This window comes from Myxococcus sp. AB025B, assembly GCF_006518215.1.
Classification (GTDB): domain Bacteria; phylum Myxococcota; class Myxococcia; order Myxococcales; family Myxococcaceae; genus Myxococcus; species Myxococcus fulvus.
Genome location: NZ_SRLW01000044.1, coordinates 1 through 23,525 on the forward strand (window position 1 = coordinate 1; position 23,525 = coordinate 23,525).

At 71.3% G+C, this 23,525-nt stretch carries 13 protein-coding genes; all 13 read left to right on the forward strand.

The window, feature by feature from the left end; translation table 11 throughout:
- The first annotated feature begins 408 nt into the window (after positions 1–408).
- The 13 genes from FL311_RS09915 to FL311_RS09975 all read left to right on the forward strand — a co-directional run bounded on the left by FL311_RS09915 (position 409) and on the right by FL311_RS09975 (position 23,431).
- A complete protein-coding gene (locus FL311_RS09915) occupies positions 409–726 on the forward strand; it encodes a hypothetical protein (protein ID WP_228556785.1) in 318 nt (105 codons plus the stop codon).
- A complete protein-coding gene (locus FL311_RS09920; RefSeq protein WP_141324694.1) occupies positions 723–2,075 on the forward strand; it encodes a sensor histidine kinase in 1,353 nt (450 codons plus the stop codon). The genes FL311_RS09915 and FL311_RS09920 overlap by 4 nt, the downstream gene beginning before the upstream one ends.
- Complete coding sequence (locus FL311_RS09925) at positions 2,072–2,809, forward strand: hypothetical protein (RefSeq protein WP_141324695.1); 738 nt, start codon at positions 2,072–2,074, stop codon at positions 2,807–2,809. Before FL311_RS09920 ends, FL311_RS09925 begins: the two co-directional genes overlap by 4 nt.
- The gene (locus FL311_RS09930) at positions 2,806–3,675 is read left to right on the forward strand and encodes a cyclopropane-fatty-acyl-phospholipid synthase family protein (RefSeq protein WP_141324696.1); all 870 of its coding nucleotides are present in this window, start codon (positions 2,806–2,808) and stop codon (positions 3,673–3,675) included. Before FL311_RS09925 ends, FL311_RS09930 begins: the two co-directional genes overlap by 4 nt.
- 136 nt (positions 3,676–3,811) lie before the next feature.
- Positions 3,812–4,036: a hypothetical protein gene (locus tag FL311_RS09935; RefSeq protein WP_141324697.1), complete on the forward strand. Its 225-nt coding sequence runs from the start codon at positions 3,812–3,814 to the stop codon at positions 4,034–4,036.
- Positions 4,037–4,105: 69 nt separating this feature from the next.
- On the forward strand, positions 4,106–7,342 hold the full coding sequence (locus FL311_RS09940; RefSeq protein ID WP_141324698.1) for a carboxypeptidase-like regulatory domain-containing protein: 3,237 nt from the start codon (positions 4,106–4,108) through the stop codon (positions 7,340–7,342).
- Positions 7,343–7,426: 84 nt separating this feature from the next.
- The gene (locus tag FL311_RS09945; RefSeq protein ID WP_141324699.1) at positions 7,427–10,168 is read left to right on the forward strand and encodes a carboxypeptidase regulatory-like domain-containing protein; all 2,742 of its coding nucleotides are present in this window, start codon (positions 7,427–7,429) and stop codon (positions 10,166–10,168) included.
- A 75-nt stretch (positions 10,169–10,243) separates the two neighbouring features.
- On the forward strand, positions 10,244–13,501 hold the full coding sequence (locus tag FL311_RS09950; RefSeq protein WP_141324700.1) for a carboxypeptidase regulatory-like domain-containing protein: 3,258 nt from the start codon (positions 10,244–10,246) through the stop codon (positions 13,499–13,501).
- An 89-nt stretch (positions 13,502–13,590) separates the two neighbouring features.
- Positions 13,591–14,844, forward strand: a complete 1,254-nt coding sequence (locus tag FL311_RS09955; RefSeq protein ID WP_141324701.1) for a DNA repair exonuclease — start codon at positions 13,591–13,593, stop codon at positions 14,842–14,844.
- The gene (locus tag FL311_RS09960; RefSeq protein ID WP_141324702.1) at positions 14,841–18,386 is read left to right on the forward strand and encodes an AAA family ATPase; all 3,546 of its coding nucleotides are present in this window, start codon (positions 14,841–14,843) and stop codon (positions 18,384–18,386) included. The genes FL311_RS09955 and FL311_RS09960 overlap by 4 nt, the downstream gene beginning before the upstream one ends.
- A 110-nt stretch (positions 18,387–18,496) precedes the next feature.
- On the forward strand, positions 18,497–19,183 hold the full coding sequence (locus FL311_RS09965) for a 1-acyl-sn-glycerol-3-phosphate acyltransferase (protein WP_228556787.1): 687 nt from the start codon (positions 18,497–18,499) through the stop codon (positions 19,181–19,183).
- A gap of 60 nt (positions 19,184–19,243) precedes the next feature.
- The gene (locus FL311_RS09970) at positions 19,244–22,564 is read left to right on the forward strand and encodes a carboxypeptidase regulatory-like domain-containing protein (RefSeq protein ID WP_141324704.1); all 3,321 of its coding nucleotides are present in this window, start codon (positions 19,244–19,246) and stop codon (positions 22,562–22,564) included.
- Positions 22,565–22,606: 42 nt separating this feature from the next.
- The gene (locus tag FL311_RS09975) at positions 22,607–23,431 is read left to right on the forward strand and encodes a phospholipid scramblase-related protein (RefSeq protein WP_141324705.1); all 825 of its coding nucleotides are present in this window, start codon (positions 22,607–22,609) and stop codon (positions 23,429–23,431) included.
- The last annotated feature ends 94 nt before the right edge of the window (positions 23,432–23,525 follow it).

The following is a 23,525-nucleotide window of genomic DNA, read 5'->3' on the forward strand; positions in this document are numbered from 1 at the left end:
CACCCACCCGTCCTCCCCTCGTCACATCGCCGCCCCTCGGGGTGGGGCCCTCGCGGACTACAGAACACTCCCGACGGGCCTCGTTTGACCCCTCGGCGACGGCTCGCTTTGCTGCCTGTCGCGCGACGCCGGATGGCCGCGCCTGACTGGTTCGCGGGGGGCAACCAGCATGAGGTCTCGGCAGCCGTCGACGCGCACCACCGGAGACCCGTGCGTCTCCATGCCTTCGCGCGACCTCATCGAAACAGCCCCCACGTGCGCCTCCGCCCCGCTTCCCGCGGCGACGGATGCGAGGCCCCGTGCTCCTTCGCGTGCACCGGGCCCAGGCGGACGCCCCACTCGCGGCGCCTTCCGCCCCAGTCCCACCATCGCAACGAGGACGCCACCACGCGCCCGGGGGAGAGCGACATGCAGGCAGACCACGACACCTGGGCACCACGGCGCGTCGACGTGCCGCTCGCCAGCGCGGTGAACGACTACCTGCTGCGCATCCAACAGCTCGGCGCCGTGGAAGGACCCGGCGGCGCGGTGGGACTCAACCCCGCGCTCGAGCCCGTCCTCGAGGCGCTGCATCACCTGCTCGCCGGCGGCGAGGTGGAGGTGCGCGTCACCCGCCGCGGACACGCCTCGCTCGTCCACGAGCTGCGCCAGCGCGTCGAGGACGCCACGCGCGAGGTCAACCTGCTCCAGCAAGTGGCGGGCTCGTCCCTGACCACCACCGTATGAGCCCTCGCCCCACCGGTGGCGCCGTCACGGCCGCCTTCCGCCGCTGGACGCTCGCCCAGGACCCTCGCGAGGTGCTGGCCGCCGCCGGCGTGGGCCCCTGGTGGGTGCTCACCACCGTGGTGCTCGCCGTGCTCGCCGTCGTCGCGTGGGCCCCCGGCGCCCAGCGCACCTTCGGCATCCCCTTCGCGCAGGGCCTCCTGTGCGCCGCCCCCATGCTCGTCAGCGGCCTGCTCTTCTCCGCCGTCCACCGCCGACGCAGCCACATCGAGACGTGGGGCTGGGTGTGGCTGGTGCTCGGCGTGACGAGCCTGCACTTCTTCCTCGCCGCGCTGATGGCCATGTCGGAGCTGCAAGGAGCCACCGTCATCGCCTCGCTCTTCCTCTTCACCACCGCGTTCCACGGCCGGCTCCACCGCGTGACGCCCCGACAGCCCTTCCTCGCGCTGGGCACCACCGTGGCCCTGCTCGCGGCCCTGCCCCTGCGCGACAGCGACGAGCACCTGGGCCTGTTCGGCGTCATCGGCCCGGCCGCCCTCACCGCGGAGCTGTACCTGGGCACCTTCGCCGTGCAGCACGACCGCGCCCGCGCGGAGGCCGAGCGTCTGCGCGCCGCCGTGCAGGCCCAGTTCCTGGAGCAACAGGAGCAGGACGTGGGTCGGCTGTCGCGCGCGCTGGGGGAAATCCTCGGACACCACCACGAGCTCGACAGCGCCCTCATGTCCGCGGCCACCGCGGCGGACATGCTGTCGTTCATGGGCACCCAGCGCGGCGGCCACGGCCGCGCCGACCATGAGGACCTGCTCAGGACCCTCAACGAGAGCCTCCGCCAGATTCGGGAGATGGTCGCGGAGATTCGCGCCAAGGGCCGGCGCTACGTCGGCTCGGAGCCGGAGCCGGTGGAGCTGCCTGCGCTGCTCGAGGGCGTGCGCGCCAGCGTGGGGCTGCGCTTCCCCGACGTGGACATCCAGCTGTCGGTGGAGCCCGGCCAGCCCCTGCGCGCGATGATGCGCGGCGGCGCCACGACGCTCCGCCGCGTGGTGGAGAACCTGGTGCTCAACGCGTGTGAGGGCGACGGCAAGCGCGGCGCCAGCCGGGTGAGCATCCAGGCCCGCGTGGAGCCGCTCAGCGGACGGCTGGAGGTCGTCATCGCCGACGACGGGCCGGGCTTCCCCAGCGCGCTGCTCGATGTGCCCGCCGAGCAGCTCTACACGTCCAAGCCCGAGGGCACCGGCCTGGGCCTGTACACCAGCGAGTGCCTCTTGCGCGCCAGCGGCGGGACGCTGCACCGACGCAATGCCCCCGACGGCGGAGCCCTGCTGCGCCTGTTCCTACCCAGGGAGTACCGATGAGCGGAGGAGCCCTGTACCAGGAGGCCCTGCGGGTGCTTCGGCGGCTGGAGTTGCCCGACGCGTCGGAGCGCGATGTGCTCGCCGCGCTCGAGGCCGCGCAGCCCGGTCCCCTCCCCCTGTTCTACGAGGCCGGCGCCGAGGCGGGCCTGGAGCGCTCCGTGCTCACCGCGCGCGGCGTGGGCCTGTTCCTCAGCTTCTGCGCGGGCAACCTCGCCGATGACCTCATCGACGGCGACTGCACCTACTACGACGAGCCGCTGCGCGTGGGCCCCTGCGCGCAGTTCCTCCTGCAGAACCTGGCGTGGGCCACGCTCGCCGAACCCCATGCCGGCGTGCCCGTGACCGCACTGGGGGAGGGCGCTCGGATGCTGGCCCTCGCCGCGGGACCGCAGGCGCTCGAGGTGCGCGCGCGGGAGTGGACGGCGCCGCTGTTCCGCCGCGTGGCGGAGGGCATCGCGGGAAGGCAGTGGGCCGCGTACCTGCGCGTGCTGTGGGCAGGCACTCGCCTGGAGGAGCGCGCGGTGCAGGTGGGGCTCGCGCTGGGCGTGGCGGCGCATGTCGCCGAGGACATCCGCTCCAAGGACACGCGCTTCACCTCCATGCCCGTGGAGGACCGACACGCGGTGGTGACGTGGGCACGACAGGCCGCCGAGTCGCTGCGCGCCCAGGACCTGCGCTGCCTGGACGCGGCGCTGCGACGCATCGAACCCATTCTTCCGGAGGTGGAGCCATGAGGGTCGACCCCCCACGGTCCGAAGCCCGCCACGACGCCGTGGCCGCCTACTACGAAGAGAAGACCGAGCGAATCCTCCGCCGCTATGGCCCCGGTCCGCGCGTGCACTTCCACGTGGGCCTGGTGGATGACGTGCCCCCACCCGGCGAGCCCGAGCCGCTGGTGCGCGAGCGCGTGCATGCGTCCCAGGAGGCGCTGCTCGCGGAGCTGGCGCGCGCGGTGGGGCGCTTCCCCGACGGCGGCGACGTGCTGGACGTGGGCTGCGGCCTGGGCGGCGGCGCGCTGTACTGGGCCTCCGCGCATCGGGCGTGGGTGACGGCGGTGACGAACGTGCCCTCGCACGTGGAGCTGGTGCGCACGTTCGCCGAAATCGAGGGCGTGGGCGCACGGGTGAAGCCGATGCACTGTGACGCGCTGGCGGTGCCGGGGCGCGCGTGTTTCGACGCGGTGGTGGCGGTGGAGAGCAGCAGCTACCTGCCTCGCGCGGAGTGGTTCCGCCGGGTGCGCGCGCTCTTGCGTCCCGGGGGCGTGCTGGCCCTCGCGGACTGCTTCCTGGGGCGACCGGAGCTGGCCGCGCCGTTCGACCGGTACTGGCGCACGCGCATCGGCGCCGTGGATGAGTACCTGTCCGCCGCGCACTCAGCCGGGCTGGAGCTGGAGGTGCGTGACGACGTGTCCGGGCGCGCGGTGGGGTTCTGGTCGCTCACGCTGGAGCTGCTCGCGCACGAGCGCTTCTCGACGCCGGGACAACCTCCCACGCGCGTGCTCGCCCGGAGCGAGTCCCGCCGCGAGCACCTGCGACTCCAGCAGGCGTTGATGGATGGAGGACTCGAGTACGGCCTGCTCGTGCTGCGTCGCGAGGACTGAGCAACGGTTCTCGCGACGTGGAGACACTCCCGGAAGCCCCCGGGTCCGGGGCGGACGTGGAGCCGAGCGTCAGCGTCCATCGTGCGCCCCGCCGGGTGCGCCCCCAGCCTTGGGCGAGCCTGAAAGGAGGCACGCAATGAAGACCTTCACGCGATGGATGACGGTGGTGGCGGTGGCGGCGACGCTGATGGCGACGGGCTGCCGGGAGCGCAGCCGCGAGGACAACTCCGGAGCCATGGGCGGCTCGGGGCGCAACCGCGATGCCCTGCAGCACCAGGAGGGCACCGGCGGCAGCGGCGACTACGGCAACGGCCAGCAGCAGATGCAGGGCACCGACGCCGGCAGCGGCCAGATGCGGTAGCGCACCTTCCGCGCGAGGTGGGCTCCGGCTGCTATCCTGACGCCGCGACGTCGGTCAGCCGGAGTCTTCATGCGCGGGTGGATTGTGGGGACATGCATCGCGGGGGTGTTGGTGCTCCTCGCCTGGGGATGGTGGCGCTCCGAGGAGCCCACCCCCACGCGTGAGCGCGCCTCCGCGGCTCGCACGCGTTCCGAGCGCGCCGGGCGCGTTCGCACGTCCACGCCCCTGCCGCCCTCGCGCGCGGGCCTGTCCATCCGCGGCACCGTGGTGGACCGGCTCGGTCGTCCCGTGCCGGGCGCTCGCGTCTCCGCGTCGTGGCCCGAGGACGGACAGACGCTGTCCACGCTGCCGTGCCCCTGGGAGGGTGGCTCCCGTCCGGAGCTGCTCGTGGAGACCACGCGCCAGGACAACGTCGCGGACTGTCTGCCGAGGACCCGGGACACCGTCCTCTCGCTGCTCCTGGCGCGCGAGGGCGAGTCCCCCGTCCATGCGGAGACCGTCTCCGCCGAGGACGGCACCTTCGTGTTGGAGGGGCTGCCCTCGGGGCCGCAGGCGCTGCTCGCGCTCTCCGAGCAAGGCGCGGCCTCGCGACCCGGCGTGCCCGCCGGGAGCGAGGACGTGGAGCTGGTGGTCGAGCATCGCCCCCGGGTGTCAGGGCAGGTGGTGGACGAGGACGACGCGCCCCTGGCCGAGGTCTCCATCCTGGTGGTGAGCCACCAGCACACGCGCTTCTTCGATACGAGCACCGATGCGCAGGGACGCTTCGAGGTGGGGCCGCTCCCCGCGGACAGCCACGTCGTGCTCGCGACGAAGGAGGGCTGGCCTCCCGTGCTCGCCGACCAGCTCTATCTGGACAAGCACCTGGAGATTCGGATGTCGCGGCCACGCGCGCTCACCGGTCGGGTGCTGTCCTCGGGCGCCCCCGCGAAGGACGTGGAGGTGGTCGCGGTCCGTGGGGAGGGGGAGCTTCCGCTGAAGCTGCGCACGGACCCGGAGGGGCGCTTCGCGTTCGAGCTGGACCCGGGCGTGTATGTGCTCACCGCGGAGAGGGAAGGACGCCATGCGCTCGCGCGCGTGACGGTGGAGAAGACGCCACCCGCCGAGGTGGTGATGAACCTGGGCGAGGCCTTCCATGTCGAGGGCTCGGTCTTCGGCGCGACTCACCGCGAACCGGTGGCAGGGGCTGTCGTGACAGCGACCTCCCAGCTGCTTCCCCATCGCGAGCTGAAGGCCACCACGGGTACCGATGGACGCTATCGACTGGGCCCCGTGGAGCCGGGCCCGTGGGACTTTCTCGTCGAGGCTCGCGGATACATCGACCTGCCCCATGGACAGGAGCTCAAGCTGACTCCGGGTTCGAGCCGTCATGACTTCACGCTGGAGCGCGCCGCCTCCATCTCCGGACGCGTGGTGGACGAAGCGGGCCATCCCATCGCGGGCATCCACTTGAACCTGGAGCAGGCCGGGCTCGAGGACCCGGTGGACTACGTGACGCAGGAGACCGCGCTCACCGACTCAGACGGTGCGTTCGTGTTGGATGCATCGGCCCCCGGTGAGTACGAGCTCATCCCGCAGACCTATCGCTTCGTCACCCAGCGATTGAAGATGACGGCTCCCGCTCGGGATGTGCTCGTCACGTTGCGCGCCGGTGGCGAAGTGGCGGGGACGCTGTCCGATGCCCGGGGCCTGCCGCTCTCCGGGTTCACCGTGTACGTCGCTCCCCTGGAGACCGAAGAGCCGGGTGAGATACTGACCGCGCGGGGCCTGACGTCCGAGGGACGCTTCTCGCGCAAGGGCGTTCCTCCGGGGCGCTATCGCATCGTGGCCCAGCAGGTGACGGACGGCGTGAACCAGGAGGTCTCCACCGAGGTGGAGGTCCGTCAGGGCGAGGTGACGAAGGTGGACCTGCGGCTCGCCGAGCAGCGCAACCTGGAGGGCATCGTCGTCGATGGCTCGGGGGCTCCCATCCGCAGGGCCTTCGTCCGGGCCCACTCGCTCGCGCCGAACCCCCAGGGCGGCCTGGTGCTCGTCCATTCGCGCCATCGCCATGGGCCACCGAGCGGGGTCGAGACCGACGCGGACGGACGCTTCCTGATTCGAGGGATGGGGCGGGAGAAGCACTCGCTCACCGCCCTGCACCTGGCCTACGCGCTGAGCCCGGAGCAATCCACGGGGGTGCTCCTCGAGGACGGCCTGGTCGTCGCCCCTGCCGACGTGAAGCAGGTGCGGCTGGTGATGAAGCGGCATGCCCACGTGCGGGGACGCGTCGTCGGGCCGGAGGGCGCGCCCGTGACCGAGTTCAACGTCGATTCCATTCGGGTGACGTCCGAGGATGGCACCTTCTCGGTGCCCAATCGTGAGGGTCCCGAGGTCACCCTCTTCACCTTCGAGGCGGAGGGATTGCTCTCGGCGATGCGCGAGGTGAAGGGCGGCCTGGACGGACCGGATATCGACCTGGGGGAGATTCGGCTGGGGGCGGGACGGACGCTGCGGGGCGTGGTCGTCGATGCACGGACGGGAGCGCCCCTGCCTCGCGCCATCCTGGAGGTGCACGTCAACGAGCGGACCGTCGCGCACGGCCTGACGAACTCGGCGGGGCGCTTCGAGCTGGGGCCCGTGACCACCGGGACGCTCACGCTCCTCGCGAGCCAGCGCGGGGTCTACCGCCAGGAGCGCGTGACGGTGGAGGCTTCGCAGCAGGAGGTGACGGTGCGGCTGCAGCCCGGCGCTCGCCTGCTCACGAAGGCGGTGGACCTCCGAGGTGCGCCGCTCGACGGAACCGTCACCGTCCAGGGGCCCGAGGGATTTTCGGACTGGGCGGTCCTGGACAAGGGCCGCATGGAGATGGGAGGGCTCACGCCGGGTCGCTACCTGCTGAAGGCGGAAGGGGCGCGCAAGAAGGACAGCGCCCTCAACTACCTGCCGCAAGCCGTGGAGGTCCCCGACAGTGGGGAGGTGTCCGTGCTCCTCCAACCCGTGACCGAGGGCTCCACGCTGACGGTCCGCGTCGCCTTCCACGGGAACACGTACCTGCGATTGGTCCACGGCACCCCGCCGCTGCCCGAGCGTTCCGAGGACCTCCAGCGGTGGATGAGCCTGGGACAGGAAGGGCAGCTTGGAGGGGACGACACGGAGCACGTCTTCACCTTCACCCATGTGCCCACGGGGAAGACGACCCTCTTCTTCATGGGGCCCGAGGACGACCGGTACCACGCGGAGGTGCTGGACGTTCCCGCGAGCGGCACGATGTCTCACACGGTGCGGCCCGTCTGGCGGACGTTCGGGGTCGCCGCGAGCCAGCCGTGAGGAAGTCATGAAGATGTCGTGAGGAAGTCGCGGGGGCACCGGTCGTAATCCTGACGCCTGGACGTCGGACCACCGGAGCCCGTCATGCGTGGATGGATTGTGGGAGGCATCGCCGCCGGGGTGCTCGTGCTCCTCGCTGGGGTGCCGTGGGGGGAGGACGCGCCGTCGGAGACTCGGCGGGAAGAGGCGGCGCAGCGGAGCGAGGCCTCTTTCGAGGGCCTTGCTCGCAGGTCTCCGCCCCAGCCCCGTCCGCGCACCCGCCTGGCCATCCGAGGCACCGTGGTGGATGGACTGGGCAGGCCCGTGGCGGGGGCTCGCGTCTCCGCGTCATGGCCCGAGCAAGGTGAGACGCTGTCGACGATTCCGTGTCCTCCAGGGGATGTCCCGTCGTGGGCGCGCCTGGACGAGGAGCCCACTTCCCCCTGGCTCCTCGATGAGTGTCTGCCTCGGACCGAGGACACGTTGGTGTCCTTGCTGCTCGCGCGCCTGGGTGAGGCCCCCGTTCATGCCGAGACGCGCTCCGCCGAGGACGGCTCCTACGTCCTGGAGGACCTTCCCGAGGGGCACCAGGCCTTGCTGGCGCTCTCCGAGCACGGCGCCGTGTCTCGCACGGGCGTCTCCGCGGGGAGCCAGGACGTGGAACTGATGCTGGAACCACCGACCTTCATCCAGGGGCAGGTCCTGGGAGAGGGCGACGCTCCCCTGGCCGGAGTCTCCCTCACGGTGGTGAGCACTCGACACACGCGTTTCTTCGATGCACGCACGGATGTCCGGGGTGAGTTCAAGCTCGGGCCGATTCCACACGACACCTATCTCCTGCTCGCCTCGAAAGAGGGCTGGCGGCCCACGCTCCAGCACACACGCGCCCCAGCGGATCCGCTGGAGGTGCGGCTGCACCGTTCACACAGGCTCTCAGGATGGGTGGTGTCCGGCGATGTCTCCGTGGAGGGGGTGGAGGTCCTCGCCGTCCCGACGGAGGCGTCGACCTCCGAGCCACGGCCCTTCCGGGTGACCACGGATTCAGGTGGATACTTCGAACTCGAGGTGAGCGCGGGTCCGTACCTCCTCACCGCGAAGCGTGAGGGGCGGTCCGCGCTCACGCGCGTCACCGTGGACACGACACGCCCATCCGAGGTGGTGCTGAAACTGGGCGATGCGCTCCAGGTCGAGGGCTCGGTGCTCGCCGTCGGCTCGGAAGGCCCCGTGGCGGGTGCACGCGTGAGGTTGCAGTCACGGGAGCTGCGATGGAGGACCCTGGAGACCACGACGAACGAAGCGGGGCGCTATCGCGTGGGCCCCGTGGAGCCGGGGGAGTGGATGTTCAGCATCGATTCGCCGGGCCACATCGACATGACGGGTGATGAGCGCACCTTGACCTCGGACCAGGGCACGCACGACTTCTTCCTGAGGCGCGCGACTTCCATCTCCGGTCATGTGGTGGACGCCGCAGGGCAGCCCGTGGGCGACGTGGCCTTGTACCTGAAGCGCTTGGATGACGCAGACCACGAGCTGCATGACGAGAGCCGCACGACTCCGGACGGCTCGTTCATGCTGGATGTCTCCTCCCCCGGAGAGTTCCAGGTCACCGCGCGAAGCCACCGCTTCCTCGAGACGAGCGTGACGGCCCGAGCTCCGATGACGGACCTCCGTATCACCTTGAGCGCGGGAGGCGTGGTGGAGGGAACGCTCACGGATTCTCGGGGGCTGCCGCTCTCGGGCTTCGCCGTCTCCGTCACCCCAGAGAATGGAGTCGGCGCCACCGCATCCCCGAGCACGCCGGAAACCAATCCACACGGCCAGTTCTCACTCGGGGGAATCCCCTCGGGGCGCTACCGCGTGCAAGCAGAGCAGGTCACGCACCGCGTGGAGCGCATGGTCTGGGCCCTCGTGGAAGTACACGAAGGCTCCATCTCGAAGGTGGACTTGCAGCTCCCCGCCGAGCACGCGTTGGAGGGGCGCATCGTCGACACGTCGGGCCGTCCCATCCAGGGGGCCTCCATCCAAGCCTGGCCCCGAGAGAACGAAGAAGTGGAGGTCATCACCCGAGGCTACGGTGTCAGGGCGCCGTCCAAAGTCTTCTCCGATGCGACGGGGAATTTCGTCCTCCAGGGACTGCGCGACACGGACCATCTGGTGAACGCGGTCCTCGAGGGTCATGGACTGCTCCCGGAGTACTCCACGGAAGGAATCCCCAGCCAGGGGGGCATCCTCGTCGGAACGGAGGTGAAGCAACTGCGCCTGGTGATGAAACGATACGCCCATGTGCGAGGGCGGCTTGTAGGTCCCACCGGCGCCCCCGTGCGCAAGTTCCAGGCCGACAACACGTGGGTGACCTCACCGGACGGCTCGTTCTGCGTACCAAAACCCGACGGGCCCCGCGAACGCCTCGTCTTCCATGCGGAGGGCATGCTCAAGGTCGCGCGAGTCGTGCAGGGCGGGCGAGAGGGCCCCGATGACGACCTGGGAGAGATTCGACTGGAAGCGGGCCGTGAGCTTCGAGGGGTGGTCCGCGATGCTCGCACGGGCGAGCCCTTATCCAATGTCAGGGTGAGCCTCGACGGTGAGAGACCCGGCGACGGCACCGACTACGAGCTGGGTCGCCAAGAAACCTCCGACTGGCAGGGACACTTCATCCTGCGCAGTGTGCCCCTGCGTCCGCTCACGCTCCGTTCGAGCGTACAGCAGGACACGCACCTGGAGCAGCGAACGCAGGTGGATTCGACACAGCAGGAAGTCACGGTGTGGATGAGCGGCGTCGCTCCGGAGCGCGACACCTCTCCGCGGGAAGAGGTTCCACAGGAAAGCGCCTCGCTAGACTCGCCCTGAGGCTCGTCACTCCTGACACGGTCCCTGGGGCTCCAGCTGCTATCCTGAGTCGACGTCAGCAGCCGGAGCTCGTACATGCGCAGGTGGTTCGTGGGGGGCAGCATCCTCATCATCGGAGTCCTCGTGCTCCTCGTGTGGCGGCCGTGGAGCGGTGAGCCCTCGGCTCCTCCTCGCGCTCCCACGGGGCAGGCTCGCGCCGCGCACGACACGCTGCCTCGCACGTCCGCTCCCCTGCCCCCTTCCAGTGCCGGGCTCACCCTCCGCGGCACCGTCGTGGACACATCGGGCAAGCCCGTCGCCGGTGCGCGCGTCTCCGCGTCCTGGCCCGAGGACGGTGAGACACTGTCCGCGACGCGCTGCCCCAAGGAGCTGCTCTCCCGTCACGACGCGCTGAGCCAGGAGCCCTGGGCGACCCGGATGCTCGTCGACTGCATGCCCGCCTCGGAGAGCATCCTCGTCTCCCTGCTGCTCGCGCGTCAGGGCGAGGCCCCCGTGCACGCGGAGGCGCTGTCCTCCGAGGACGGCTCCTTCGTCCTCGAAGGTCTGCCCGAAGGCCCCCAGACACTGCTCGCGCTCTCCTCCCAGGGCGCGGGGACTCGCATGGGTGTGCCCGCCGGGAGCAGCGGCGTCTCGCTGGTGCTCGACGACCCGCTGTTCATGTCCGGTCGTGTCCTCGATGAGGACAGCGCCCCCGTGCCGGGCGTCGCCATCACGCTCGCCAGCTGGCGCAACACGCGCTTCTTCGACACGACCACCGATGCCCGGGGCCACTTCAAGCTCGGCCCCCTTCCCTTCGACTCCTACGTCGTCCTCGCCGCGAAACAGGACTGGAGTCCGACACTCGATTGGCTCCAGCTCCGCGAGGAGCCTCACGAACTCCGACTGAGCCGTCGACATACCCTCACCGGGCGCGTCCTCTCGAATGGCGCTCCCGTGAAGGACGTGGAGGTGCTCGCCTCCCGCGAGAAGGTCATGGAGGACAAGCCGCCGCTGCGCGCGAAGACGGACGCGCAAGGCCGCTTCACCTTCGAGCCCGGCAGCGGTCACTACCGGCTCACCGCCGAACACGAAGGCCAGTACGCACGCGCCCTGGTGGAGCTGGGCAAGACGCCTTCGTCCCCCGTGACACTGAACCTCGGTGAGGCGCTCGGTGTCGAGGGACGCGTCACTGACGACCAGGGCGCCCCCGTGGCCAAGGCCCGCGTGAAGCTCCGCTCCACGGACCGCTCACGCGTCGAGGAGCTGGAGACCCTCACCGGCCCGGACGGCCGCTACCGCGCGGGGCCCGTCGCTCCCGGAGGCTGGGACTTCACCATCGAGGCCGACGGCTACGTGGACATGTTCCGTGCCGAGGAGCGCGTCATGGCCTCCAGCATGCGCTCCCAGGACTTCACCCTCACACGCGCCACGTCCGTCACCGGCCGCGTCGTCGACGGCGCGGGACGTCCGCTCGCGGGCATCAAGCTCCACCTGCACCGCATCGTCGAGCACGCCGGGGACTTCGAGCCCCAGGAGAGCACCTTCTCCGCCGAGGACGGCTCCTTCGTACTCGATGCCACCGAGCCCGGCGACTACAAGGTGTTCACCTTCAGCGAGCGCTTCGTCCCGTTCACCCTGTCGACGCCCGCCCCCGCCAAGGACGTGCTCCTGACGCTGAGCGCCGGCGGCTCCGTCGAAGGCATCGTGATGGACGCACGAGGACAACCCATGCCGCGCTTCCACGTGGTCCTGGGGCGGATGGACGCGGACGACGACGCGCAAGAACCGCTGGAGACGATGGGCACGGATGACCAGGGCATCTTCCGTCGCCAGGGCATCGCCCCCGGGCGCTACCGCATCTTCGCGAGGCGGTCGTCCCCCAGCGTGGACCGCAAGGTCCAGGCCGAGGTGGAGGTGCGCGACGGCGCCGTGGCGAAGGTGACGATGCGACTGCCCGAGGAGCGCTCCGTGGAGGTGCTCGTCGTCGACACCTCCGGACAGCCCGTGGAGAAGGCCCTGGTGCAAGCCAGGCCGCTGGCCCCCACTTCCGAGGAGCAATACTCGGAGATGCATCGGCTCGCCTCGGGCGTCGGCACGGACGCGAACGGACGCGCGGTGCTCCGACACCTGGAGGCCACCGGGTACAGGCTCGCCGCCACGAAGCACGGCTACACCCTGCTGCCGGAGCGCTCCACGCCCTCCTCCAGTCCAGCGGCGACGGGCTCCGAGGACCTCTTCATCCAGGCCGACACGCAGCAGGCCCGGTTCGTGATGAAGCGGCACTCGCACGTCAAAGGTCGCCTCCTCGGCCCCGACGGCGCGCCCATCCCCCGCTTCCGCGTCAACGCGCAACAGCTCGAGTCCGAGGACGGGACCTTCTCGCTCCCCAACCCCTCCACGGTAGGACAAACCCAGTTCATCTTCACCGTGGAGGGGCTGCCCCCCGTGTCTCGCGCCGTGCAAGGCGGCGAGGCGTCGGCCGACGTCGACCTGGGGGACATCCGGCTCGAGGCGGGCCGCGCGCTCACGGGCGTCGTGCTGGACGCGACGACGGGCGAGCCCGCGGAGAACGTCCTGGTGGCGCTCGACAGCGAGCTGCGCGACGAGGGCATCAACTTTCCCCGGCAGCTCGTCCTGAAGACCACGGACCGCGACGGCCGCTTCGACCTGGGCAAGCTGGAGGCCCGCCCCCTCACGCTCCGGCTGTTCCTGCATGAGCGCTACCGCGAGCAGCGCGTCCCCATCAACGCCTCGCAGACCGAGGTGACGGTGCGCATGGACCCCGGCGCGCGGCTGAACGTGACGGCGCGCGATGCGCAGGGGAAGAAGATCGACGGCTTCGTTTCCTATCAGGGCCCGGGCGCCGAGGGCGCCATCGTCCTGGAGAACGGCGCTGGCAAGGCGAGCGCGCTCAACCCCGGGAAGTACACGCTGAAGATGGAGCCTCGCGGTCGGCAGAGCCGGACCCTGGCCTACCTGCCACAGCAGGTGGACGTGCCCTCGAGCGGAGAGGTGTCCGTGCACTTCAAGCCCGCGGCGGGCGGCGCCACGGTGAGGCTGCGCGTGCCCACGGACCAGGGCGTGGACATGGCGCTCGTGCCCGGCAGCGTGCCTCCGCCCACGAGTCCCGCCGTGCTCCGCCAGGTCATGTTCCAGGGCTTCTCCGGCTCCTACGAGATGGGGGACACCGAGGTGGTGTTCGCCCATGTCCCGCAGGGCAGGGTCACCGTCTTCTTCCTCACGCCCGACGCGCCCGGTCGCTACCACACCGAGGAGCTGGACATCCCGGCAAGTGGCACGATGTCTCGCACGCTACAGCTCGCGTGGCGGAGGCTCGACGTCCCCCAGGAGTAGCCGCCTCGCGACTGTCGGACATCGCGCGTGCGTCCTGCGGGCTGGAAACGAGAGCCGCGCCGTGCTTCAGGTACGGTGCGGGGCCCGCCATGCACTTCAAGTTCGTCCACGCCGCCGACCTGCACCTGGACACTCCCTTCCGCGGCATCGCCGCTCACGGCCCGCTGCTGACCCGGTTCCAGGAGTCAACCTTCCGCGCCCTGGCGCGCATCGTCGACTTGTGCCTGCGCGAGCGCGTCACCTTCCTCCTGCTCGCCGGAGACTTGTTCGAGGTGAAGGACCGCTCCGTGCGCGCGCGGCTCGTCCTGCGCCGCGAGCTGGAGCGGCTGCACGTCGCGGGCATCGAGGCGTTCATCGTCCACGGGAATCATGATCCGCTCAGCGGCGACACGGGGACGCTCGGGCTGCCGTCCTCGGTGAAGGTCTTCGGTCCGGACTGGGAGGAGGCGGAGGTGCGGCGCGAGGGCCGCCGGCTGTGCCGCGTGCAGGGTGTCTCGTATCCCGACGTGGAGGTGCGTGATGATTTGTCCTCGCGCTTCCGTCGCACCGGCGAGGGCTTCAGCGTGGGCCTGCTGCACGCGAACCTGGGCGGCGCCGAGGGCCATGCGAACTACGCCCCCTGCACTCCCGCGGGGCTGGGCTCGCGCGGGCTGGACTACTGGGCGCTGGGACACGTGCACACGCGCGGCGAGCTGACGCTCCCCGGCGGCGGGCTCGCGGTGTACCCGGGCAATCCGCAGGGTCGGCACGTGCTGGAGACCGGTGAGCGCGGCTGCGTGCTGGTGGAGGTGGAGGACGGCGGGACGCGGCGGCGCTTCGTGCCCGTGGACACGGTGCGCTGGCATCGGGTGGAGGTGCCGCTCACCGGCGTGGCCACGCTGGATGGGTTGATGGGCACGCTGAGCGAGGCCGTGGACGCGGCGTGTGCGCAGGAGCTGGACGGGCACGCGGTGCGCGTGGTGCTCACGGGACGTGGGCCGCTGCACCGGGAGCTGGCTCGCCCGGGGGCGCTCTCGCAATTGGAAGAAGGGCTGCGCGCGAAGCTGGCCGCGGGCCATCCTCCGGTGCTGCTGGAGTCGCTGCGGGATTCGAGCCGTCCCGAGCTGGACTGGGATGCGCTCACGGCGGAGGGCGGCTTCGCTCGGACGCTGTTGGAGGAGGCTCGCGCGCTGGAGGAGGACCCGGGGGCGCTGACGCGCCTGTGGGAGGAGGAGGCGCTCGGCAGCCTGGGACAGAAGCTGAAGCGCCTGGGTGTGGAGGTGCTGGAGACGCCTCGCAAGGAGTGGGTGTCCCGCGCGAGCCTGCTGGGCGTCGAGGCGCTGCACGAGGAGGACGGGGCATGAAGCCGGGCTTGCGCATCGACTCGCTGCGGGTGCGACGCTTCGGGCACTTCTCCGAGCTGTCGCTGGAGCTGGGCCCCGGGCTGCACCTGATGTACGGGCCGAACGAGGCCGGCAAGAGCACGCTGCTCGCCTTCCTTCGCGCCATGCTGTTCGGCTTCGAGAAGCGCGGGCATCCGGAGCGGTATGCGCCCTCCGAGGAGGACACGCCCTTCGGCGGTGAGCTGCGGCTGCTCACGGCGACGGGGCCGTTGACGGTGCGGCGCATGGCGACGCCTCGCGGACGGAAGGCGGAGAGCCTGACGGTGCTCGGGGCGGATGGCGAGCCCGTGTCCGAGGAGCGCCTGAAGGACGCGCGGGGACATGTCACGCGGGAGCTGTACTTCGATGTCTTCGCCTTCCGGCTGGAGGAGCTCGCGGGCTTCGAGCAGCTCACGGAGGCTCGGGGTGCCTCCGATGCGCTGGTGGCCGCGAGCATGCGCGGGGCCCGGCGGTTGCCGGAGGCGATGTCCGCGCTGAGCAAGAGCGCCGAGCGGATCTACAAGCCGAGCGGGACGAACCCCGAGCTGAACGTGAAGCTCCGTGAGCTGGAGGAGGTCCAGGAGCAGCTCCGCGAGCAGGGGAACCGGCCCGCGCTCTACTTCGCGAGGCGTGAGCGATTGGAGGCGCTGGGCGGGGAGCTCGTCGGGCTGGAGACTCGGGTCCTGGAGGACGGGCGCGAGCTGGAGCGGCTGGAGCGACTGTCCTCGGCGCTGAGCGAGGTCACCACGCTGGCGGAGGCCCGGGCGGAGCTGGAGGGCCTGCCGTCCCTGGAGACCTTCCCCGAGGGTGGCGAGGCGCGACTGGAGGATGCGCTCCAGCGCAGTCGCAGCTATCGCGGCGAGGTGGCCCGGCTCGCGGAGAAGCTGTCGTCCACCGAGGCGGAGTTGACGCGGTTGTCCACGCCTTCGCCGGTGCATGGGCGGGAGGAGGCGCTGCGCTCGGCGCTGGCTTCGTACGCGGAGCACTCGGAGCGGATTCGCGCGCTGCCGGCCCGGCGCGCGGCGCTGCGGGTGAAGCGGCGTCAGGTGGAGATGTCGCTGGAGGAGCTGGGGCTCGGCGTCGATGGCGTGGGGTTGATGGGGCTCGACTTGAGCGCGGGGGCTCGCGCGGGGCTGGAGTCGCTGTCGACGCGGCTGGAGGCGGAGGAGACGGGACGGCGGGAGTCGTTCGCCGCCTGGGGGCGGGCTCGCTCCGAGCGGGAGCGGTTGGATGGGGTGCTCGCGCGGTTGGAGGCGGAGCTCGCGGAGCTGCCGGATGTGCGGCCCTCGCATGTGCGGCAACAGCAGGCGGGCTCGCGTCGGATGCGCGATGTGCGCGGCGAGCTGGAGCGGCTGGGGGAGAAGAAGGAGGAGACCCGGCGACAGCTCGAGGGCTCACGCAGTTCCGGCGTGGGGCCTGGGGCGCCGAACGTCGCGGTGATTCCGGTGTGGTGGGTGCCGGCGGCCGCGGCCATCGTGGTGGCGCTGGCCGTGGGCGCGTGGTTGATGGGTGGCACGGCGGCGGGGGCGATGTGCCTCGCGGGTGGGCTGCTGCTCACGGGGCTGGTGGAGCTGGCTCGGCGGCGCGTGGAGTCGGCTCGCGATGTGGAGCGCGCGGCGCAGGCGGCGCGGCTGCGGGAGCGACAGCAGACGGAGGAGCGGCTCCGCGCGACGCTCGCGGGACTGGCGGCTCGCGAGGAGGTGCTGCATCGGGAGCTGCTCACGGCGTCGATGGAGGCGGGGCTCGCGCCGCTGGCGACGCTCGCGGACATCACCGTGCGCGAGGGCATACTGGCGGATCTGCTGGAGAAGGCGGGACGGCGCGAGGTGCTGCTGCGCGAGCGGGACGTGCTGCGTGCCAGCCAGGATGTGGCCTCGCGTGATGAGCGACAGGCGGGCGAGACACTGCATGGACATGAGGGGCGGCTCGCGACGCTGAACGCCGAGCTCGCGGTGTGCCTGGCGTCACGGAAGTTCCCCTCGGGATTGCCCGCGCCCGCGGCGCTGACGCTGTGGCGGGAGGCCTCCGCGCTCCGACAGCGCTGGCAGGACGTGAGCGCCGAGGAGGCCGCCGTCAACGCGGATGAGGACACCTGCGCGGCGGTGGTGACGCGGCTCCATGAGCTGACGAGGGGACTGTTCACGAACGCGTCCGGGCGCACCCAGGCGGGGTCCGTCTCGTCGGGCCTCGATGCGCCGACCGGGTCCTTGTCCCTGAATACGCCCGTGGCACTCGCCGCGAGCGGCACGGAGCGCCCCCACGCGCTGACGGGTCCGGCGTCGCCAGACGGAACTCCGACCCACGAAGGCGCCCTTCACTTCACCAGGACGGCGGACTCACCCACGTCCTTGCGAAACGCTTCGGGCTCGTCGAGCCGCGAGGCGTCGACCGAGGCCTCGTCGCCCGTGACCCTCACGGCGTCCAGCACGACGGGCCTCCGCGCGGCTCGCATCCCTCCGACGCTCGACGGTGCTTCGTTCCACGACGAGGACCTCCTCTCCGCCAGGACCACGGAGGCACTCGTCGCGAGCGTGAACTCGGCCCTCGACGCGGACCGCGAGCGCGAGACCGAGCGGCGCGCCGTGGACGAGCGTCGTCGCGAGCTGCGCGAGGAGAAGGCGCGCCTCGACACGCTCCGTCAGTCCGAGGACGCCGCCCTCGCCGCCCTGCTCCACGAAGGTGGCGGTGGTGACGAGGAGACCTTCCGTCGTCGCGCCGTGCAGGCACGCCGCCACGCCGAGCTCGTCCGACAGACCCGCGAGCTGGCCCAGCGCATCGAGGCCCGCACCGGGCTCTCCGACACGCAGGTCCGCGAGGCCCTCCGCTCCCTCGGCGGCGCGGACGGCCTGCGCAGCACACTGGAGCAGGTGCGCTCGCGTCACTCGGAGGCGCAGGCGAAGCTCAAGGACGTCCTCACCGAGCAGGGCGCCACGCAGAACCAGCTGGAGCAGTGGGAGAACGACGACCTGCTCTCACGCCTGCGCATCCAGGAGGAGACCCTCCGCGCCAAGGTCGCCGAGCTCGCCACCCGCTACGCCGAGGACAAGCTGGCCCTCGCCCTGCTCAACCGCGCCCGCCATCGCTTCGAGGAGGAGCAGCAGCCCCGCGTGGTGCAGCTCGCCTCCGAGCACTTCGCGCTGCTCACCGAGGGCCGCTACCGCCGCGTGTTCATCCCCGCCGGTGACGAGCGCGAGCTGCGCGTCAGCGACGGTCAGCGCGACTGGCCCGCCGCCCAGCTCTCGCGCGGCACCCGTGAGCAGCTCTACCTCGCCTTCCGGCTCGCCGTGGTCCGCGACTTCGGAGAGACGCGGGGCGCGCTGCCGCTCATCGTGGATGACATCCTGGTGAACTTCGACCCCACGCGGGCCCGAGGCGCCATCCACCTGCTCGCCCGGCTCGCCGAGCAACAACAGGTCATTGCCTTCACCTGCCACCCCTGGCTGCGCGCCCTGTTCGAGGCCGAGGGCGCGCGCCTGCTCGTGCTCGACGCCCACGACGCCTCCGCCGCGCGCAGAGCGGGATGACGGGCGCGTCCAACTCCCTGCTTCCCCCCTCGCGAGCCTGTGGCACACTGCGCGCCATTCGACTCCTGTTCTCCATCGTCTTCTGGACGTTCCTCGGAATCTCCAGCCTGCTGCTCTTCCTCGGGGCCGTCGTGGTGTGGGCGCTCACCACGCCCTTCGACCGGAACGGGCTCGTGCTGCACCTGTATTCGTGTTTCTGGGCGCAGCTCTACTTCTACGTGAATCCGCTGTGGCACCTGAAGGTGGACGGCCGCGAGCACCTGCCGTGGAAGGGCGCCGCGGTGCTCGTGTCCAACCACGAGTCGCTCGGCGACATCCTGGTGCTCTTCGGCCTGTACCGCCCCTTCAAGTGGGTCTCCAAGGCCGCCAACTTCAAGCTGCCCCTCATCGGCTGGAACATGCACCTCAACCGCTACGTGCCGCTGGTGCGTGGCGACAAGGCGAGCATCCTGAAGATGCTGGCCCAGTCCGAGGCGTGGCTCGCGCGCGGCGTCCCCATCCTCATGTTCCCCGAGGGCACGCGCTCCGAGGACGGCCAGCTCAAGCCCTTCAAGGACGGCGCCTTCGCGCTCGCCCTCAAGACGCAGTGCCCCATCATCCCCATCGTCCTCACCGGCACCGCGCGCACCCTGCCCAAGCACGGCCTGGTGCTGGAGACCTCCGCGCACTGCCACGTGCAGGTGATGCCTCCGGTGGACCCCTCGGGCTTCCAGGACGTCGCCGCGCTGCGTGACCACGTCCGCGACCTCATCGTCGCCGAGAAGGCCCGCCTGGAAGCGCTCCCCACCCGCGCCTGAGCCCCTGGCGACTTCCTGCCGGAAGCCCTGCTACCGTGGGCCTCCGACGGGGAGGGAACCATGCGAAGGCCCTTGGTGCTGGCGCTCACGCTCGCGGTGCTCGCCCTGGGCGCGGCCTTCGTCCTCCTCCAGGAGTCGCCCCCCGAGCCCGCCACCTCGCCGGCCTCCAGCACCCCCTCCTTCAGCGCGCCGCTGGCCCAGGTGCGCGGGACGCTGAGCCTCCGGGGCCGCGTGCTCGCCGCCGACCAGAGCCCCGCGTCGGGCGTGGAGCTCTCCGTCTCGCGCGCCCTCCCCGGCGAGTCGCTCTCGCTGCGACCCTGCGGCGAGGACGTCGACCTCCCGCTCTCCGCGACGGAGTGCGAGGCCCCGGACATGCTCGCCACCCTGCGCGACCTCATCCAGGCGGGCCGCGGCGACACGCCCGTGGTGGTGCGCGTCACCACGGACGCGGACGGCGCCTTCGAGGTGCACAACCTCCCCGAGGGCACCGTCGCGCTGTGGGCCGTGGGCGCGAAGGGCGCCGCGCTCGCGACGGAGGTGAAGACGGGCGCCGAGGACGTGGAGCTGGTGCTCGAGCCGAGCGTCGTCTTCGCTGGCCGCGTCGTGGACGAGGCCCTGCGTCCCGTGGCGGGCTCGAAGCTGACGCTCTTCCACACCGCGCACTCGCGCTTCTTCCAGACGACCAGCAACAGCGACGGCCGCTTCACGCTGGGCCCTCTGCCCGCAAGCACCTACGGACTCCAGGTGGACGACGACCAGCGGGTCGGCCCGTGCATGCGGGCGATTTCGCCCGACGAGCTGGAGGCGGAGGACATCGTGCTCCACCGGCCCCGCAACATCGTGGGCCAGGTGCTCCTCGACGAGCAGCCCGTCGCCCACGTCCACGTGGAGGTCGTCGACACCCGCGTCACCGCCGAGACGGACGCGCGCGGGCGCTTCGTCCTGGAGGGGCTGCCTCCGGGCGACTACGTGCTGAAGGCCCGTCACGGCCAGCACCAGGGACAGGCGGAGACGACCCTCGACGAGGAGCAGACCGAGGCGGAGGTGACGGTGCGCCTGGGCACCCTCGTGCGGGTGACGGGCGTGGTGCGCGACACCTCGGGTCAGCCCATCGAGGGCGCCACGGTGCTCGCCAACTCACGCGGCACCGTCTACACCGACACGGAGGCCGTCACGGGAGCCGACGGGCGCTTCGAGCTGGAAGAGGCGACGCTGGGCACCCACCACTTCACGGTGTCGGCCAAGGGCTTCCTTCCCACCGAGACCACCGAGGTGGAGGTCACGCATCGCACGCCCCCCGTGGAGCTCACGATGGAGCGGGCCTTCGTCATCGAGGGCATCGTGGTCGACGCGGCGGGCACACCGCTGCCGGACATCACCCTCTCCGCCATGAAGTGGCTGCGTCAGCCCAAGGGCCGACGCGACGGCAAGCCCCATGACCTGGAGCATGGAGACCCGGACGCGCTCTTCGCGGATGGGCCGGTCATCGACGCGCTGACGGATGACGCGGGGCGATTCGTGCTCAACCTCCCCTCGCCCGGCCTCCACCGGCTCACGCCCGATGTGCCGGGGTTCCTCGCGACCACCCTGGAAGTGGAGGCGCCCGCTCAGGACGTCCGCGTGGTGATGCAGCCGGGCGCGCGCGTGGTGGGCACCGTGGTGGACCTGAAGGACACCCCGATTCCGAACGTGGCCGTCACGCTGACGCCCGCGGGCCAGGAGGAGCCCGTGCCCCTCTGGGTGCGCAGCGACGCGCAGGGCGCCTTCCGACTGGAGGGCGCGCCCGCGGGCCGGTTCGTCCTGCGCGCCTCGCTCGAGCACAGCGGCGTGAGGGAGGCCACCGTCGACGTGACGCTGACGGCCACCGAGACGAAGACGGTGACGGTGCGGATGGACGGAGGCCTGTCCATCTCCGGGCTCGTCGTGAACGAGGCCGGCACGCCCCAGCCCGGCGCGAGCGTCTTCGCCTATCCGCTGACCGAGCCCGACTCGGGCCGGCGACGGTTCGCACACCACGCGCCCCTGCCCCCTCCCGCGCAGGCCCAGTCCAACGAGCACGGGCGCTTCACGCTCGGGCACCTGTCGCCGGGGCGCTACCGCGTGGACCTGACGATGGCGGGCTACACGCTGCGCGGCGCGGACGAGGCGACAGACGTCGACGACCCCCGGCGCATCTCGGGCGTGCAGGCGCAGGCGGGCGTGACGGACCTGAGGCTGGTGGTGCGCTACGTGGGCGGAGTCCGCGGGCGCCTGGTGCGAGAGGACGGCACGCCCGTCACCCGCTTCAACATCGACGACGTGCCCTACCGTGACGCCAACGGCGCCTTCCAGGTGTCCCTGGAGCAGCCGGGCACCACCTGGCTGACCCTCGATGCCCCGGGGCTCACGCGCGTGGTGCGCCAGGTGGAGGTCCCCCGGGGCCAGGACCTGGACCTGGGCGACGTGGTGCTCAAGGCCGGACGTCGGCTGCGCGGCCGCGTGCTGGACGCGCGGACCTCCGCGCCGGTGGTGGGCGTGGAGGTGGACGTGAAGTCGCCTGGCGCCGGGGCGCGCCGGGACGAGGATTCGGAGGACCTGGACGAGGGACCGCCCTCGCTCGCGTCGGCCATCACCCGCGCGGATGGCACCTTCGAGCTCCCACCCCTCGAGCCCGGGCCGCTCGTGTTGACGCTCACCCATCCGGACTACCTGCCGCTCAGCGAGCAGGTGGGCGACAGCAGCGCGCCGCTGGAGCTGCGCATGTCCTCCGGCGCGCGCCTGGAGGGCACCGTGAAGGACCGCGAGGGCCGCCCCGTGGACACCCACGTCCAGGTGGTGAACCTGCTCTCCCCCGAGGACGCCCTGGACGTGGAGCGGGGCAACGGGACGTTCCGCGTCTCGGGCCTGCCGCCCGGCGAGTACGCCGTCGCGCCCGGGGAGGACATGAGCTTCCAGGGCGACTCCGTGCGCTTCCTCCCCCAGCGCGTGCGCCTGGGCCCGAGCGAGCGCAAGGTGCTCCACTTCCAGGAGATGGCGGGCGCGACGACGCTGAAGCTCAACCTCCCCGCGCGGGGGACGATGATGATGAACGAGCGCGTGGCCATCCTGAACACCTACCTGTTCCCCGGCGACGTGCCGTTGCCCAAGTCCCTGCTGGAGCTGGAGCAGCTGGGCCGGAGGCTGGCGGTCCAGTCCTGGCCCCACACCGACACCACGTTCGAGGAGCTGCCCGCCGGGCACTACACGTTCTTCTTCAGCAGCCTGAACTTCGACACGCGCCGGGAGCAGGTGCATCGGGGCGAGGTGGACCTGCCCGCGAGCGGCGCCGTCACGCTCGACGTCCAGCCCACCTGGCACCCCCTGGAGCCCATCGAGGTGGCGGAGGATTCGGAGTCCGAGTGAGGCGTTTGCGTCCGCGCGGGATGCCGCTTAAGCCCTGCTTCCATGGGTGACAAGCCAGGGTGGGGCACCGACTCGGAGCTGGAGCTGGACTGGGGCACGCGCAAGGCACGCTCCGAGCCCCGGGACGCGCCGTCCATCGCTCCCGAGGAGCCCGCGCAGGCGCTCGCGGGCAAGGGGGCTCCGGGAGACCCGCGCTACATGAGCCTGGAGCTGCGGCTGTCGCTGGAGGCCGTGCTGACGTCGGCCACGCTGCGCATGCGCCAGTTCCGCGAGGCGCTGGAGATCCTCATCGGCTGGGAGGGGAAGAACAAGTACGAGGTCTGTGGCGAGGACGGCCGTGGCACCGTGTACGTGGGCGAGACGGGCGAGGGCTGGATGTCGCGGCTGGCGCGGAACTTCTGGCCCTTCTACCGCGCCCGACTGGAGTGCATGACGGTGGGCGGCACGCTGGCGATGGCGGTGGAGCTGCCCTGGCACCTCTTCTTCGCCCGCGCGGAGGTGACGGCGTGGGATGGCCGGCCCATGGGGGACATCGTCCAGCGCTTCCGCTTGTTCGGCCGGGGCTTCGACATCGTGTCGCCCACCGGCGCGGTGCTGGCCACGGTGGAGGGGCCCTTCTGGAAGCCGTGGACGTTCCGCATCCTCCAGCGCGGCGAGCAGGTGGCCGTCATCCGCAAGAAGTGGAGCGGCCTGCTGCAGGAGACCTTCAGCGACGCGGACAACTTCAGCCTGGAGTTCCAGCCCTCGTGCACCGACGGCCGGCTGCGTCAACTGGTGCTGGCCGCCGCGCTGCTGGTGGACCTGACCTACTTCGACAACCGCAAGAATCGCTCGCTGTTCGGCACCGGCGTGGACATCGTGGATTGAGGGCTTCCTGCGAGTCGCGGAACATCCGAAAGCGAGAAGACCTGGACGCGGGCGTGCGCACACTGCCAGCAGTGGCGGCATGTGCTAAGTCCCC

Excerpts from the sequence above, each read along its gene's own strand:
- FL311_RS09975 (WP_141324705.1), top strand. The coding sequence starts at position 22,607 with ATGGGTGACAAGCCAGGGTGGGGCACCGACTCGGAGCTGGAGCTGGAC.
- FL311_RS09920 (WP_141324694.1), top strand. The coding sequence starts at position 723 with ATGAGCCCTCGCCCCACCGGTGGCGCCGTCACGGCCGCCTTCCGCCGC.
- FL311_RS09950 (WP_141324700.1), top strand. The coding sequence starts at position 10,244 with ATGCGCAGGTGGTTCGTGGGGGGCAGCATCCTCATCATCGGAGTCCTC.
- FL311_RS09925 (WP_141324695.1), top strand. The coding sequence starts at position 2,072 with ATGAGCGGAGGAGCCCTGTACCAGGAGGCCCTGCGGGTGCTTCGGCGG.
- FL311_RS09960 (WP_141324702.1), top strand. The coding sequence starts at position 14,841 with ATGAAGCCGGGCTTGCGCATCGACTCGCTGCGGGTGCGACGCTTCGGG.
- FL311_RS09915 (WP_228556785.1), top strand. The coding sequence starts at position 409 with ATGCAGGCAGACCACGACACCTGGGCACCACGGCGCGTCGACGTGCCG.
- FL311_RS09935 (WP_141324697.1), top strand. The coding sequence starts at position 3,812 with ATGAAGACCTTCACGCGATGGATGACGGTGGTGGCGGTGGCGGCGACG.
- FL311_RS09930 (WP_141324696.1), top strand. The coding sequence starts at position 2,806 with ATGAGGGTCGACCCCCCACGGTCCGAAGCCCGCCACGACGCCGTGGCC.
- FL311_RS09970 (WP_141324704.1), top strand. The coding sequence starts at position 19,244 with ATGCGAAGGCCCTTGGTGCTGGCGCTCACGCTCGCGGTGCTCGCCCTG.
- FL311_RS09940 (WP_141324698.1), top strand. The coding sequence starts at position 4,106 with ATGCGCGGGTGGATTGTGGGGACATGCATCGCGGGGGTGTTGGTGCTC.
- FL311_RS09945 (WP_141324699.1), top strand. The coding sequence starts at position 7,427 with ATGCGTGGATGGATTGTGGGAGGCATCGCCGCCGGGGTGCTCGTGCTC.
- FL311_RS09955 (WP_141324701.1), top strand. The coding sequence starts at position 13,591 with ATGCACTTCAAGTTCGTCCACGCCGCCGACCTGCACCTGGACACTCCC.